The sequence below is a fragment of the Nocardia sp. NPDC050710 genome (assembly GCF_040654375.1).
GTDB lineage: Bacteria > Actinomycetota > Actinomycetes > Mycobacteriales > Mycobacteriaceae > Nocardia.
Genome location: NZ_JBFAHV010000004.1, coordinates 180,094 through 194,958, shown reverse-complemented (window position 1 = coordinate 194,958; position 14,865 = coordinate 180,094). Strand labels below are relative to the sequence as shown.

Here is a 14,865-nt window from a genome sequence, read left to right as displayed (position 1 = left end):
CTCGGTCGGTCAACGACCGAGTCACCGGGCCGCCGGGTGGCCGGCGCCATATTGGGGCGAGGGAGGTGAGTGCGCTGCCGGAGTACCGGATCGACGATCTGGCTCGCGCGGCGGGGACCACCACCCGCAATGTACGCGCGTACCAGGAGCGCGGTCTGCTCCCGCCCCCGGTTGGCAAGGACGGCCGGGCCAGCATCTATGGCGACGCGCATCTGGACCGGCTGCGGCTGATCGACGCGCTGTTGCAGCGCGGCTTCACCACCGCGCATATCGCCGACTTCATCACCAGCTGGGAGACCGGTAAGGACCTCACCGAGGTACTCGGCCTACAGCACGCGGTGACCGCGCCCTGGGCCAAGGACGAAACCTTCGAGGTGTCCCGGGAGCTGATCGGCACCATCCTCGGCCCGGAGGCCGACGAGTTGGTCGAGCGGCTGCGCGAGATGAAACTCGTTCGGCTGGAGGGCGATACGGTGATCTTCACCGACACCCAGCTGCTGGCCTCCTTCGCCGAACTGCACGAGTACGGCCTCGAACTGCGCACCCTCATCGAGATCTACGCCAAGGTGGCCGATCGCATCGATGACATCACCCACATCATGATCACCGCCGCCAAACAGCACATCGTCGACGAGCACGGCCCTGGCTGGCTGCCCGAGACCAACGCCGAAATCGCGGATACCACCACGATGCTCAACAAAATGCGGGAGCTGGCGGTCGCCTCGGTGCACAGCACATTGGCCCGGTCGCTCGACGTGACATTGCGCCGCGAGCTCAGCGACTATCTCGCCACCGCGGCAGAACGTGAGCGCAGGCGTACCAACAACTAGCCGGGCCTTCCCGGGATCGGTTGTTCAGGCCGCGGACTTCCCGTACCCGGTCCGGCCGAGTAATTCGTCCTGGCGGGCCATGTGCTCGGGGCACAGGTACCGGAATCCGGGCCGGATGAAGGCCGGATCCAGGCGCTGTGCGAAGGTCAGGTTCTCCTGACGCCAGCAATCGGCACATACCAACGTGTTCATGTGGCACCTCATTCCGCTCACTTGGCGCGTCATGAATACTTTCCCAATTCTCGCACCGCTCATCCCCATATCGGCCCAACCGTTATCTAGCTCGCACCGCGCTGAATCCTTACCGAACACGCCGATTCCGCCCGGGAGATCGCGGCTCTCGGTAACGATCGACGGAGTCGACAACGATCTGCCGACATCCGACCGCGCGAGCAGCGCCGACGAATCGATATGCGTCATGTCCCAGCCCCAGCCGCACCCCGACGTCCCGACCGCACCCGGCAGGCTGCCACTGCTCGGCCACAGCCCGGTCGCGCTGCGCGACGGCCTGAAATTCGTAACCACGCTGGCCGAATTCGGCCCGATCGTGCGCATCTACCTCGGGACGCGCCCCGCCTATGTGCTCACCACCCCGGAGCTCATCCGCGAGGTGAGTTTCGGCGAAGCGGGCGAATTCCACCGCGAGGAATTGCGGGAGGCGATGCGGGAGGTGATCCGCGGCGCGTCGAATGTGCTCAGTGGTAAGCCGCACGAGCTGCGCCGCCGGATGATCGCACCGGCGCTGCGCCAGCGCAGACTCGGCGAATACGCCGTGGTGGCAGCGGATCTGGCGAACGAGTGGGTGGGCTCGCTGCACACCGGCCAGCGGCTGAATCTGGTGGACGAGGCGCACCGGCTGGTGTTGGATACCATCTCCGCAACGCTGTTCACCGCCGATTTCAGCGCGGACGCGAAATATGAAGTACAGCACAATATTCCGTGGCTACTGGGGCAGGTGATCCGGCGCGCCGCACTGCCGCCACGGGTGCGGGGGCTGCGCGTGGTCGCGAACCGGCGCTTCGCCGCCAAGTCGGCCCGGCTGCGCGGCGAGATCGGCGCGGTGGTCGCCGAATACCGCAGTGCCGACCGGGATTTCCACGATGTGCTCTCGGCGCTGGTCCGGCATACCGATCCGGACACCGGAACACGGCTGTCCGACGAGGAGATCGTGGACGAGCTGATCCTGATGCTCGCGGCCGGTGTCGGCTCCACCGCCTCGATTCTGGGCTGGGTGTGGCACGAGGTGATGCGCAACCCCGAAATCGAAGCCGGGCTGCGGCTGGAACTCGACGAATTCGTCGGCGCCGGGCCGGTGCGACCCGACCATCTCGCCGCGCTGCCCTACCTGCGCATGATCATTCTCGAAACACTGCGGTTCTGGGGTCCCTGGGTGAGCACCCACACCGCTGACGGCCCGGTTACCGTCAATGGCGTCACATTGCCGGACGGGGCGATCGTCGTCTTCAGCCCGTACATGATCCATCACGACGAGCGCTACTACCCGGCCCCGGAGACCTTCGATCCGGACCGCTGGTTCCCCGGCCGGGTCGAGGAGATCGACAAGAAGGCGATCCTGCCCTTCGGTGTCGGCGCCCGGCATTGCCCGGGCAATAACTTCGCCCTCATGACCATCACCCTGGCCACCGCCGCGCTCTTCTCCCGGTGGCGTCCGGTCCCGGATCCCGGCTATCGGGTTACCCCGTCGAATCGGGATTTCGTCGCCTCCCCCTCGCGCCTGCCGGTGGTGTTGCGGCCCGCGCAGTGAGCTGCGGACCTGGGTCGAAGCCCCACCGCGGCGCCGGTCGCGACGTACGCTGCTGAGGACCGCTGTCGCCGCAGACGGATGGAGTCACCCGTGGGCAAACCGAAGCTCCCACCTATGCCGGTGGTGCGCGCCGTCGAGTCCGTCCGCAGTGCACTGGCCGGGCTGCATCGCCGACTGGTGCCGGGGCATATCGCGCTCATGGAGATGATCACGGCCGGTTGGCTCACCCAGGCCATCCACGCCGCCGCGTTACTCGGCATCGCCGATGCGCTGGCGGACGGACCGCGCGGCGGCACCGAATTGGCGCGCACCGTCGGCGCGAACGAGGACGCGCTCCATCGCCTGCTGCGCCTGTTGATCAGTCACGGGATCTTCAAGCGCCGCTCGGACGGACGCTACGACCTGACCCCGATGGCGCGGGCGCTGCGCAGCGACTCCGACGTGTCGCTACGCGATGCGGTGCTGTTCTTCGGGTCCGAGATACACCGCGCGCACTGGACGCACCTGGCCGATGCGGTCCGCACCGGCGAGGCGGTGGGTTCGACCGTGAACGGCGTACCGTTCTTCGAATATTTGCGGACCGATCGCGAACTGGGTGAGCTCTTCGACCGCGCCATGACCAGCATCGGCACCCTCACCATGGGGCCGCTGCTCGCCTCCTACGATTTCGGCCGCTACCGCACCCTCGTCGACGTGGGCGGCGGTGAAGGACTGCTGCTCGGCGCGATCCTGCGCGATGCGCCGCATGCCAGGGGCATCCTGTTCGATCTACCGGAGGTGGTCGCGGACGCGCCCGCCCGCCTCGCCGAACTCGGCGTCGCCGACCGGTGCCGGATCGAGAGCGGCTCCTTCTTCGAGACCGTCCCGGCGGGCGGCGACGCCTACTTGCTCAAACACATCGTGCACGACTGGGACGAAGAGCGGATCGCCACCATCCTCGGGGTGTTGCGGGCGGCCATGACCCCCGACGCCCGTCTGCTCCTGGTCGAACTCGTACTGCCCGAGGACAACCGGCCGAATCCGGGCAAGTACATCGATCTCGAAATGTTGATCAATACCGGCGGCCGGGAACGCACCGAATCCGAGTACCGCGACCTACTGGCCCGCTGCGGGTTCACCCTCATCCGCCGCATTCCCACCGTCTCCCCCGACAATATTCTGGAGGCCCGGCCCAGCTAGGCCGGTCACGGGTTCAGTGTCAGCGCCTGGGCGATGAGGGCGAGGTACAACGTGAGGATGAACAGCACGGCCGGAACGACCGGATAGTCGGGCTCGTTCGAGCGCATGAACTTCACCGCGCCCGCCAGCGGAATCAGCAGGAGCAACAGCGGAATCCAGGCGAGCAGGGCCTGCGGCCCCGCGTACGTCCACGGCCGCACCAACGCGAGATCGCAGATGACGGCCACCGCGACGCACAGGAGGGAGGCCACGGTACTGCCGGTCGCGCCGAGTGGATTGGAGTAGTAGAGCTCACCGGGGCGGTCGGTGCGCGAGGTCTTGCGGGCGAACTCGAATTGCAGGAACGCGCCCGCGAAGACGACGGCGACGGCCGCGGAATGCCAGTGCACGCGCACTTCTCCGGTGTCGATGGCCGAGAGAACCACGTAGGCGGTGACGAGAAGCTGGACCGGGTAGGTGACAACGAGGTTCAGCAGGATATTCGTCCGCACCGTGGCGGAGAGCCGCTCCAGCGCCCACAGGACGAGGCCGTACGCCAGCACGGCGGCCATCGCGAGGGCCGAGGTGACCGAGAGGATGAGACCGGCCGCGACCGCGCCGACCGCGATCACCGCCATCGCGCAGCGCAATTCGATGGCGCTGACCGCCCCGGTCACCAGCGGCCGGTCCGGATTGTGCACGCGGTCGTAGTCGAGATCCTTCTGTTCGTCGACCATTCGGAGGTAGAGCAGGACGAAGGCGACGATCGTGATACGCAGGGCGGTCGCCCCGGTCGGTCGCCACGGCGCATCCGGCAGGGAGACCAGGGCGGCGATGCCTTCGAGAGCCAGCACCCACAGGATCCCGTACAGCAGATAGTGCGGCTTGTACATCACCTTGGTGAAGCGGGCGATCCGCATCACGGACCCGAATATGCCAGGGCGCGGCACTGTTTCGATCACGTCCTGGCTCACCGATCCCATCGATCCCAGCTGGTCAGCTCGGCCGCGGGGGTGCGGCGACGGGCGGGGGCATCCGAACCTGGCCGCAGGTGCGCCACCGGGAGCAGCGCCACCTGGGTGACCTCATCGAAGGGAATGCCGAGCAGATCGGCGATTTCGCGTTCATAGGCCAGGTGGGCGGTGGTCATCGTGGATCCGAGCCCGCGCTCGTGCAGCGCCAGCATGAAGTTCCAGACCGCCGGGTAGATCGAACCGTAGAAGCTTGCCAGCCGCAGCGGGGTCGGATCGGCGGGCGGGCGGCCCAGTGAACAGATCAGCACCAGCGCCGGGACCTCGTGCAGATGCTCGGCGAGGTACTGTCCGGAGGCCAGATCGGCGAGCTGGTCGGGGCGCGGTGCGCGCGCGGAAAGGTAAGCGCCGAAACCCTTTCGGTAGTACTCGGCGATCTGCTGTCTGAGGGCGGGATCCTGGACCACCAGGAAGCGCCACGGCTGGCGATTGGTGCCGCTCGGGGCGTGCACGGCGATATCCAGACAGGCCAGGATGTCCTGCCTGTCCACCGAGCGGGTCAGGTCGAGCCGCCGCCGGAATGCCCGGGTGGTGGTCAGCAGTTCGGCGCCCTTCACATCACCACCTCGTCGGGAACCAATGCGTCCTCGGCGAATTCGAGATCGATCCGGGCGGCCACCGCACCCGCCTGATGGATCTCGCAGTGCACGACGGTGGCGTCGACACCGGCCTCGGTGATCTCCGCGCGGCATTCGACGGGGCTGTCCAGCTCGACGAATTGGTCGAAAGCACTGGCTACACAGACCAATCGGGGCAGCTCCGGCAGCACCATACTGAGCGCGGTCTGACGGGCCGCCTCGATGAGCAGGCTGCCCGGTACATGATCCAGTTGGTGATCGAAGAGGAAGGGGTGCGCGAGATCGGCGACCACGGCGGCCCTGGCACTGTGCCCGTCCACATCCGGCGTGCCGATGACGACATTGCGCCAGTTCTCCCGGCCGACCATCGCCGCGTCCGCCCGCTCCCCCAGCGCGGACGCGCCGCGGAACGGCCCGAGACCGAGGCTGTCGCGGAATCCGGTGCGCAATGCCGCCCACCGGCCCGGCGTGGTCCAGGAGAAGGAGCCGTCGACGGTCAACATCGGACTACCGCCGCAGGCGATCTCCAGCACCATATCCAGGCCGTGCAGCGACTCGCCGCGCCGATGCTTGCGGGGCACCCGCACATTCATCACCAGATCCGCCGGGACGGTTCCTATCTCCCATGCCTCGGTATCGGATCCGGTTCCGTTGAAGGTCCGCACGATGAAGGCCATGTCCGCGGGGACGCCGTAGAACTCGTGGGTCAGTGCGATGGCGGCCTGCCTGGCCGCCTCCATCACCAGCAGTGGATCGTGACGCAGGCCGAGCGCGCCCACATGATCGCCGTAATACGCGTGCATCCTGGGTAATTGGGCACCCACCACGAATTCGTCCGCGGCGACGGTGTCCAGTGAGGTCACGAACACCTCGGCCACCGCGCAACGGTGCGCCAGCACCCGGGAAATGGTGCGAAGATGCGTTGCCGCCACGGCAGCTGTGTGTGTCACGGTGGAGCCTCCAACCACTCTGTTGCGGTGACGGGACGCAGCGTCTGCGACTGCGCCCCGGTCCGCATCGGAAGTACGTAGGACCCGAGCACGATCACCGACCACGGATCCAGTTCGTATCCCGCCGCCCACGCGGAATACAGCAGCCGGGCGCAATCCGCATCGGATTCGGGCTCCGCCTCGACCGCGACACCCAGCGCGGCCAGGTCTCGACGGATCCGCGCCAGCGCATCCGTCCGATCGAAGCTGCCGGCCGGGGCCTGCTCGTACAGGTCCGCCGCGAGCAGGGCCGCTTCGGCGGTACGGTCCGCGCCACCGGCCGCCTGCGCGAGCAGGCACGCCCTGGTCTGCTCGTCGAAATAGATGGCGAGCTCCCGCAGCACGTCGGCGGGATCGTCGGGCGAATGCACCAGGTTCAGCAGATAGTTGTGGCGGCCGAGCAGGTAACGCAGCTCACCCGGGCGCCGCTTGCGCGGATCGGTGGCGCCCTTCGCCTCGGTGAGCCGCACCGGAACCGGCAGATCGCCGTCCGGGGCGTGTACCACCAGCACGAGCGCATCCGAGATATCGACCAGCAGGTCGGCCAGGCGACGGCGTTCCGGCGAGGCGATATTCCAGGCGAAATACCACAGCGCCCTGGCCAGATGCCGGTCCACCGGCGCACGGTACGCACCGACCACCCGGAATCCGTTCGCGCCCAACCACTCCAGGGTCGGCTCGATAGCGCGGGCGACGATCGCGTCCGGCTTCAGCAGCAGCAACGAATGCTCCCTGGCGAATTCGGCGGCGTCGATTCCGAGCCGGTCGAGCTGCTCGACGGACTCCTGCACGTAGGTGTCGCCACGGTAGGCCTCGGCCTTGGCCGAGGACGGCGTGAGCTCGGACAGCAGGGTCCGCAGCGGCTCTTCTGTCATGCGGCACCGCCGAAGTCATTGCGTGCCAAGATATCCTCGATGGACGGAAGCGGCGTCCCCAAGTACCCGGATTCGAGGCAGTAGTCCAGCAGCAATCGCAGATACTCCTTACCGGTGTGCGGTGACGGCCTGCCCAGCAGGATGCCCGCCCGGGTGGTGTCGAAGACCAAGCGCCGCTTGAAATAGCTGGTGTAGAGCGAGCCGATGCGCCGGTAATACTCACGTTCGATCGGGTCCAGATCCGCCTCGTCGAAGGTCGCCTCGGGCACGAAGGTCGCCACCTCGAAAGACGGATACTCCGCGAGCACATCGGAGACCTCGCGCAGCGACAGCGTATCCCGGCCGACCGCGTGCAGAGTACGGCCGACCGCCGAATCGAAATCCAGTACCGCGGCGGCGACCACGTCGGCGACATGGTCCACCGGAGCCAGTGACAGGGTCGCGTCGTATCGTCCGGGTAGCGAGCGCAATTTGCCCTCGACCATGAGCTTCACGACGGTGTAGAGATTCTTGTACTCGCGGATCGCCCCTGTGGCGGCGGCGCCGGTGACGATGCCGGGCCGCACGATCGCCCACTCCAGGCCACCCGCCCCCGCCGCCCGCACCAGCTGCTCCGCGCGAAACTTGCTCTCCTCGTAGCCGTTTCCGAAGGACTGATCGGCCTCCAGCTCGTCCTCGGAGACCGTGCCGCCACGCAGGCCGCAGACATAGGCGGTGCTGACATGAACCAGTGGGACATCCCACTGCCGCGCCAGCTCGATCGCGTGCGCGGTGCCCTGGACATTGAGTTCCTCGTAGGCGCTCGGCGCGGCGTCGAACGCGGTGGTCGCGGCGCAGTGCACGATGATGCCGACCCGCTCGGCCAGATCATCCGTATCACGCTGCGACAGACCGAATCCCGGCATCCGGATATCGCCCGCCACCGGCGTACCCGCCTCCAGCACGGTGCCGTCATTGCGGATGATCTCCGAATTGCTGTGCAGCACCGCGGCAACCGGTCGACTGGCCGCGGACAGTCGGGCCACCACCTCCGCGCCGACCAAACCGGTGGCGCCGGTGACCAGCACCGTATCGCGCTCGACCGCGCCGATCGACCGCTCGCTCACGCCCGCACCTCCGTGGTGGCGAGGGGTTGCGACGCCGCGGGGGTGGCATTCGACGGCCCACCGTCGGTCGCCGACAGCGTGCCGGTCACCAGGCTGATCACCTCGCCTACCCGGCGAACGCCGATCAGTTCCTCCGGGCGATACCGAGGGAGGTCGAATGACCGCTCGAGCACCACGGTCAGTTCCATCAGCCGCAGCGAATCGAATCCGAGGTCCTCGATGAGGCGCTGGGCATCGTCGAGTTCGGCCGGTGGCTCGGGAGCCATGGCCGCGACGATGCGGCGGACCTTCTCGGCTGTGCCCGGCACGGCGGTCATGTCGGCTCGCTTTCCCGTAGGTGAGGTTGGTGGCCACCGGAGGCGAGCAGGTCGCGGGCCTCGTCGAGGGGCAGGTCGGTGTTGAGATATCCGGCTATCCGCAGCCAGTCGTAGCCGATGGCCAGGGTGCGCTGCCACTGCTCGCGCGAGTCGAAGGAGGCCGGGAATCCGGCCGCGGCTTCCGATCCCCCCGCGATCTCACGGACCTGAGCGACGAAATCATCGAGAACCGCCAGACCGGACATGGTGTCGCCGCCGGATCCGATGAGCTCCGAGAACCGTACCCGCCGTGCGGATTCCAGCAGTGTGAGCAGTTCGTCGCGGCGCGGGGCGTGCGCGGGCAGCACCCGGCGCAACGTCTCGGCAGGTGCCACATCGGCAGGCAACGGGTGAATGCCGAACGCGGACAGCAGAACCCGCACGCCCATGGCGATCAGGCGATGGGCCGCTATATCGGCCACCGCGCCCTGTGCGTCCTTGACCGCACCTGCCAGGTCCTCCCTGGCGTTCTCCAGCACGACATTGGACCAGACCAGGTTCAGCGCGCATTCGGTGAATCGCGCGGCGGGCAGCGGCGCCAGGGTAGCGATCGCCCCGTCGCGCGCGGCGCCGGTCAAACCGAGCACCGGCGTCCGCGCGCCGGGCACCGGGGTGTACGGGCGCAACGCCTTGCACATCGCCAACGCGGGCTCGAGCAGATCTCCTCCGCGCCACTGCAATCCGACCAATCCCAGCCGGACGAACTCGGCCAGCTCGGCGCCGATCCCCGGGGTGCGGGCGAGCACATCGCGCACGGAATGCCGGAATACCACCGACCGCCAGGCCCGCGCGGCCTCGTCGGAGAGCACGAAGACGTCGTGGTCGTCGCGCAGAACGTGCACCCGCCCGCCGATCGACCAGGTGGTGACGCCGGGCCTGCGCGCGAACACCACGCCGTGCGGATCGTCGGCGACCCCCGAAACCCCCAGTTCGACGGCCGATTCCAGGACGCGCTCCCACATCGGGCCCTCTGATGCCCATGCGGCGGGATCGCTCAGTTCGCGGTAGCGGTCGATCAGGGCGTGCTGCCCGATTCGATCGAGTTGCCGCGGTAGCCATTTCGTCTCGAGATAGGTTTCGCCCCGGCGCGCCGCCCACCCCTTCATTGCCTGGAGGAGTCCGTCGCGGGCCCACTCATTCGCCTCGGCACGTGCGCCGAAGGCACGCAATGCGACAGCGAAGCGCAGGGCCTGAACCGCACGGGCGGTCCACCAGTCCGCCACCAGCGCGGCGAAGTCGGAGTAGGCGATGATCGAGTGCAAGGGATCCAGGTCCACCGCGCCCGGGCGCACCACCGTCGCGCGCAGGAAGCGCTGGCAGCGGTTGAGCAGATCCTCCTCGGGTTCGGCGGCCACCCGCTCGAGCTGCCGTCGCAGTTGCGCGACCGATCGGGTACGAACCTCCACCCGGCGGCCATCGATGAACAGGACCGTCGGTAGCGTCGGCAACTCCTCGTCGCCGGGCGCGATGACCAGGAAGTCCACATCGGAGCCCTCGTTGCCGAACCCCTCCGCCAGCGATCCCTCGAAGACCACGGCCGAATCGGCGGGCACCGCAACATTTTCCAGGGCAGTGTCGAGGAGTCGGCGCACTCGCTCAGCGGGTAGCGCCGGTTGCGGGACGGTGACCGCATCTCCCGTCGCCCCGGCAGCGGGGGACGGCGCCGTGGGCGCGGCGACATCCGGGGCTACCGCACCTTCGGCCCGGTGCACGACCGCGCCGTCCAGCGCATTGTCGCGGTACAGCTGCCACATATGCCGCCTGCGCGGTTTGCCGCTGGACGTGCGGCGAATGATGCCGCGCGGTCCGGTCACGATTTCGACGGTCTGCGCGGGGCCGAGTTCACCACGAATAACCTTGCGGGCCTGGGCGATCCAGTCGCCTGGGGCGGACTCGGCGAACAGCGCGATCCCTTGCGCACCCGCATCGCTGATGGCGACTGCGGCCAGCTTGCCCTTGGTGAGCCCCGTCTCCTGGGCGACGCGGGATTCGATATCTTCCATGAAGACCGAGCGGCCGCGGACCTTGAGGCTCGACCCCATCCGACCGAGGACGAAAACCTCACCGCGGTAGAGGAATCCGGCGTCACCGGAGTAGAGCGAACCGTCACTGATGCGCGTGGACGAGCCCGCGCTCAGGTCCGCCGACTCGCCCGGTCCCACCGAGTACCCCAGCGCCACCGAAGCACCGGTGACCACCAACTCACCCAGCGTGCCGTCGGGCAGCGACCGGCCCTCGTCGTCGACCACGGTGACCGTCGACTCCGGTGTCGAGTAGCCGAGTCCGGTGATCCACCCGGGGCCCTCCACGCGGTGTGCGTCGTCGAGCCGCGCCTCCGCGAGCACCGGAACCGGGCTGCCGAAGCGGAGATTCGGATTGTCGATGCGCAGCGCGGTGATCGGGCGCTGCCGTGCGGACGAGGTCACCATCAACGTTGCCTCCGCCAGCCCGTAGGCCAGCGTGTAGGCGTTCTTCGAAAAGCCGCGCGGGCCGGTGAGATCCGCGAACGACTGCAGGTCGGCCACCTCGACCGGCTCCGAACCGACGGCCAGCGTGCGCCAGCCGGACAGATCCAGATCCGCGATCTCCGCGGGCCGGACTCGGTGCGCCACATAGCCGAGCGCGAACGACGGCGACGGCGAGTGCTGGGCGTGCGCCATGGCACGCAGCCAGCGTGCGGGATCACGGACGAACTGGTCGGGGCGCATGAGGTAGAGGTTGCCCTGATTCGTCACCGTGGTGAGGAAAGCGCCGACCAGCCCCATATCGTGGTAGAGCGGCAGCCAGGAGACCATGGCCTCGCCGGGCCGCCAGTCGACCAGCGCGGAGATCATCGCGATGTTGTTCGCCAGGTTCCGCCAGCTGACCCGCACTCCACGCGGAGTTCCGGTGGATCCGGAGGTGAACTGCAATAGTGCGCACTCGGCGGGGGTGCCGAACTCCCGCACCTCGGGCGGGGGCGGCAGTTTCGCGGCGTCGATAACCAGTGGCTCGTCGGTGCGCCCGGCCTGGATCGCCGCCTGCCGGACGAACGATTCGAATTCGGGTGAGGTGACCACCAGGCGCGGATTCGCCTGCGCGAGAATGCCCGCGATATGCGCGATGATCTGCTCCAGGTCGCCGAACATCGGCGGCGCGACCGGCGTGAAGACCCCGCCGCAGGCCCACACGGCATAGAACGCGGCGACACACGGGAACCCGGTCGGCATGATCACGCAGGCGCCATCGCCGCTGGCGAGCCCGTTGGTTCGCATCAGCGCGGCGATCGACCAGGTCTGATCGGCCAGCTCGCGATAGCTGCGATACTCCCAGCCATCGACCTCGTCAGCGAGGTGGATACCGGCATCCTGCGCCGGATCGGATAGCCAATTGCGCACTGCCGCAACGTCTTTGTCAGGTGTCATCGCGCCGACCTCCTTCGGACAGCACAGTAACGGTTCCATTGGTCCCGTCGACCCGAATCCGCATACTGGTCCGTATTCTTTTCGTGATGTCCTTGACCTGAACCACCGTTGGCACGCCCAGTTCCCGCGCGACGATCGCCACGTGGGTCAGCGGGCTACCGCGCTCGATCACCAACGCCGCCGCCGAGGGCAGCGCGGCGACCCAGCCCGGATCCGTTCGGTATGCGACCAGGATGCCGCCCGCGACGTCGCGCGGCTCGTCGACCACCACCGCCACCCCTTCGACAATGCCGGAGGCCGACGGGGTGCCCGCCAGTACCGTGCCGACGGTCGCGGCGGGGGTGTCGGTCACCGGCACCCAGCCCTGCGCCGCCAGCTCCGCCCGGCCGAAACCGGATCCGTGGGTACGGAAACGCGCGGGAGCGACCAGTTCGGCGTCCTTCGCGCGCTGCGCCTTTCGCGCGCCGACCAGCGCGCGCAACTCGCCGGTATCCGATCCTTCGTAGCAGCCGCGCAATTCGTGCACCGTCAGAGAGAACACGTCGGCGAATTCGTCCAGCACGCCGCGCGCCACCAGATCGTGGCCCATCACCCGGATCATCCGTTTCACCATGCCGAAGGCGCGGGTACGGCAGAAACGCAGCCGCTCGCGGTGTGCGGCGCAGCGCGAGGTCTTGGCGCGCAGCCCCTCGTAGATCCGTCGCCGCGGGCCACGCAGGTGGTTATCGAGATAGGCGTCGGCCTCGTCACCGCGACTCGCCGAGGCGGCGTCCCCGACCCGGCCGAGCGCGCTGCGCAGCATGATGAACAGGCTCGCCGGATCCTCACGCAGATCCGGGGTCTCGAGTTTCAGCTCGTCGAGGCTGCGGTAGCCGTACCGGTCGATATAGGCGTCGACCTCGGCGAGGAAATCCGCTCGCCCCGCCTCCCGCAGCGCCGGGTAGATCTGTTCCGGCGGAGTCGAATTCACCAGCGCGGTCAGTGCCGCATCGGCACGCACGCGCCGCGCCAATTCGGTCATCGCCCGGGCGGGCTCGGCCGATTCCACATCGGCGCCCGGCCCGACCACCGCGTAGAGGAACCACTCCGGCGCCTTGGGCAGGAACAGCTTGGTGAGCAGATACATCAGGCCGGTGCAGGTGAGCAAGATGGCGTCCAGCACCATCAGCGGACCCCAGCGTTCCACCAGATCCCGGTCCACCGTGCGGTATGCGGCGTAAGCCTGCTCACCGGTGAGCGACGGGTAGTCGAGTGCGTCGTACTCGTCGTAGACCCGGTAGAAGTCCGTCGTGAACTGCTCGACCATCGCGTCGATGCCCCGCAGCCGCCGCAGATAGGTCACCGTGGTCGACGCGCGTGACCGCAGCCGCGCGGCACGGCTGCGGAAGGTGAACGGGCGCAGGGTCTTCGCGAGGTCGTCGGCCAGCGGCTCGTCGACACCCAGCGCGGCCTCGAGCACCTTGCGGTTCAACGGATATCCGGGCGCGATACCCACCATCCGATACCAATGCAGCAGGTTGTAGTAGACGCGGCCGTGGAAGTAGCCCAGCAGCACCGGGGTCCAGTCATCGGTCTGACGCAGTTGCTCGGGCGGCACCTTCAGCGACTTCGCGTAACCGCGATACACCCGCCCGTAGATATCGGCGGCGGTGGTGTAGGTGAGCGGCGAGGTGAGGCCGCTGAAACTCTCGATGATGTTGGAGTTGTCCCAGATTCGCAGCTCGCCATCGGGAACGCGCTCCCCGGCGCCGCGCAGTTCGGCGGCCCGCCGCGGCCCGGAGTCGGCCCCGATGGTGGTGATCGGCCGCGATTGCAGCAACCAGATGCCGGTGTCGTCGATCGCCCACTCGACGTCCTGTGGTGCGCCGCGGTCGATTTCGAGTTTGCGCCCCAGTTCGGTCAGCTCGGCGACCTCGGCGGCGGTGAGCACCGCGCGCTCACGATCCGCCGGATCGACCGGGCGCGCCTCGCAGCCCTGCTCGCCCGCGGGCGCATAGCTGCGGTCCTTATCCCCGACGACGGTCTCCAGCACCGTGCCAGTCGCGGTGTCCACAATGATCGAATCGGCATCCACCGCACCCGATACCAGCCCCTCGCCGAGCCCGTACACCGCGCTGATCACCAGTTCGTCCCGCGCGCCGGTGGCCGGGTTCGCGGTGAACACCACACCGCTCGCGCGGGCCGCCACCAACCGCTGCAACAGCACCGCCGGTGCCCCCGCGCGCGGCAGGCCCCTGGCGAAGGCGTAGCGGATGGCGCGCTCGGAGAAGGCCGAGGCCCAGCAGTCGCGCACGCGGGCGGTGATCGCCTCGATCCCTCGCACATTCAGGTACGAATCGAACTGGCCCGCATAGGAGTGATCGGCGCCGTCCTCGGCGAGTACCGAGGAGCGCACCGCGATCGGGCCGTCGCCGAGCCGGGAGCATGCCTCGGCGATCAGCTCCCGCACCGGCGCGGTGAGCGGCGCGGCGACCACGTCAGCGCGCAGGGCCGACCCGGCGGCCAGTGCCCGATCGAGATCCGCGACGGCGCCGAATTCGGTCACCGCCGTGGTCAGGTCCGCATCGGTGAGGAAGCGCTCGAAGATATCGGTGCCGAGCACGACCCAATCGGGTACGCGGAACCCGCCGTTGTGCACGTTGTGCAAACCGCGCGCCTTGCCGCCCGCCAATACGGCGATCAGCGCCGGATCGGACCATGGACCGAGTACTTGCACGACAACTCTCCCATCATCCCCGATCACGGGGGCTGGAGCATGGTGCTCCGGCCCGGG

Annotated in this window: 12 protein-coding genes; 3 read left to right on the top strand and 9 right to left on the bottom strand. The window is 68.2% G+C overall.

Going from position 1 to position 14,865, the window contains the following annotated elements; translation table 11 throughout:
* Positions 1–65 precede the first annotated feature (65 nt).
* Positions 66–830: a MerR family transcriptional regulator gene (locus AB0H61_RS10855; protein WP_357301770.1), complete on the top strand. Its 765-nt coding sequence runs from the start codon at positions 66–68 to the stop codon at positions 828–830.
* Positions 831–854: 24 nt separating this feature from the next.
* On the opposite strand, the gene AB0H61_RS10850 is transcribed toward AB0H61_RS10855, so the two are convergent.
* Positions 855–1,022: a hypothetical protein gene (locus AB0H61_RS10850; protein WP_357301767.1), complete on the bottom strand. Its 168-nt coding sequence runs from the start codon at positions 1,020–1,022 to the stop codon at positions 855–857.
* Between the two features lie 226 nt (positions 1,023–1,248).
* On the opposite strand from AB0H61_RS10850, the gene AB0H61_RS10845 reads away from it, so the two are divergent.
* Both AB0H61_RS10845 and AB0H61_RS10840 read left to right on the top strand, forming a co-directional pair.
* The gene (locus AB0H61_RS10845) at positions 1,249–2,595 is read left to right on the top strand and encodes a cytochrome P450 (protein ID WP_357301765.1); all 1,347 of its coding nucleotides are present in this window, start codon (positions 1,249–1,251) and stop codon (positions 2,593–2,595) included.
* 90 nt (positions 2,596–2,685) lie between these two features.
* Positions 2,686–3,774 (top strand): methyltransferase, encoded by a 1,089-nt coding sequence (locus AB0H61_RS10840; protein ID WP_357301762.1) that lies wholly within the window; start codon positions 2,686–2,688, stop codon positions 3,772–3,774.
* Positions 3,775–3,779: 5 nt separating this feature from the next.
* Here AB0H61_RS10840 and AB0H61_RS10835 read toward each other — a convergent pair whose 3' ends face one another.
* The 8 genes from AB0H61_RS10835 to AB0H61_RS10800 are packed head-to-tail and all read right to left on the bottom strand — an operon-like array spanning position 3,780 to position 14,808.
* The gene (locus AB0H61_RS10835) at positions 3,780–4,673 is read right to left on the bottom strand and encodes a hypothetical protein (protein WP_357302291.1); all 894 of its coding nucleotides are present in this window, start codon (positions 4,671–4,673) and stop codon (positions 3,780–3,782) included.
* 50 nt (positions 4,674–4,723) lie between these two features.
* Positions 4,724–5,341 (bottom strand): nitroreductase family protein, encoded by a 618-nt coding sequence (locus AB0H61_RS10830; RefSeq protein WP_357301759.1) that lies wholly within the window; start codon positions 5,339–5,341, stop codon positions 4,724–4,726.
* Entirely contained in the window at positions 5,338–6,312 is a 975-nt protein-coding gene (locus AB0H61_RS10825) for a ScbA/BarX family gamma-butyrolactone biosynthesis protein (protein WP_357301756.1), read from the bottom strand. The genes AB0H61_RS10830 and AB0H61_RS10825 overlap by 4 nt, the downstream gene beginning before the upstream one ends.
* Positions 6,309–7,226, bottom strand: coding sequence for a nucleoside-diphosphate kinase (locus tag AB0H61_RS10820; RefSeq protein WP_357301753.1), 918 nt, complete (start codon positions 7,224–7,226; stop codon positions 6,309–6,311). Before AB0H61_RS10820 ends, AB0H61_RS10825 begins: the two co-directional genes overlap by 4 nt.
* Positions 7,223–8,332, bottom strand: a complete 1,110-nt coding sequence (locus tag AB0H61_RS10815; RefSeq protein ID WP_357301751.1) for an SDR family oxidoreductase — start codon at positions 8,330–8,332, stop codon at positions 7,223–7,225. Before AB0H61_RS10815 ends, AB0H61_RS10820 begins: the two co-directional genes overlap by 4 nt.
* Entirely contained in the window at positions 8,329–8,649 is a 321-nt protein-coding gene (locus AB0H61_RS10810; RefSeq protein ID WP_357301748.1) for an acyl carrier protein, read from the bottom strand. Before AB0H61_RS10810 ends, AB0H61_RS10815 begins: the two co-directional genes overlap by 4 nt.
* On the bottom strand, positions 8,646–12,092 hold the full coding sequence (locus tag AB0H61_RS10805) for an AMP-binding protein (protein ID WP_357301745.1): 3,447 nt from the start codon (positions 12,090–12,092) through the stop codon (positions 8,646–8,648). Before AB0H61_RS10805 ends, AB0H61_RS10810 begins: the two co-directional genes overlap by 4 nt.
* Positions 12,082–14,808: a phosphoenolpyruvate synthase gene (locus AB0H61_RS10800; RefSeq protein WP_357301742.1), complete on the bottom strand. Its 2,727-nt coding sequence runs from the start codon at positions 14,806–14,808 to the stop codon at positions 12,082–12,084. Before AB0H61_RS10800 ends, AB0H61_RS10805 begins: the two co-directional genes overlap by 11 nt.
* Positions 14,809–14,865: the final 57 nt, after the last annotated feature.

Coding starts and splice junctions, on each gene's coding strand:
- AB0H61_RS10835 (WP_357302291.1), bottom strand. CDS start 4,673: ATGCGGATCGCCCGCTTCACCAAGGTGATGTACAAGCCGCACTATCTG.
- AB0H61_RS10845 (WP_357301765.1), top strand. CDS start 1,249: ATGTCCCAGCCCCAGCCGCACCCCGACGTCCCGACCGCACCCGGCAGG.
- AB0H61_RS10805 (WP_357301745.1), bottom strand. CDS start 12,092: ATGACACCTGACAAAGACGTTGCGGCAGTGCGCAATTGGCTATCCGAT.
- AB0H61_RS10820 (WP_357301753.1), bottom strand. CDS start 7,226: ATGACAGAAGAGCCGCTGCGGACCCTGCTGTCCGAGCTCACGCCGTCC.
- AB0H61_RS10810 (WP_357301748.1), bottom strand. CDS start 8,649: ATGACCGCCGTGCCGGGCACAGCCGAGAAGGTCCGCCGCATCGTCGCG.
- AB0H61_RS10850 (WP_357301767.1), bottom strand. CDS start 1,022: ATGAACACGTTGGTATGTGCCGATTGCTGGCGTCAGGAGAACCTGACC.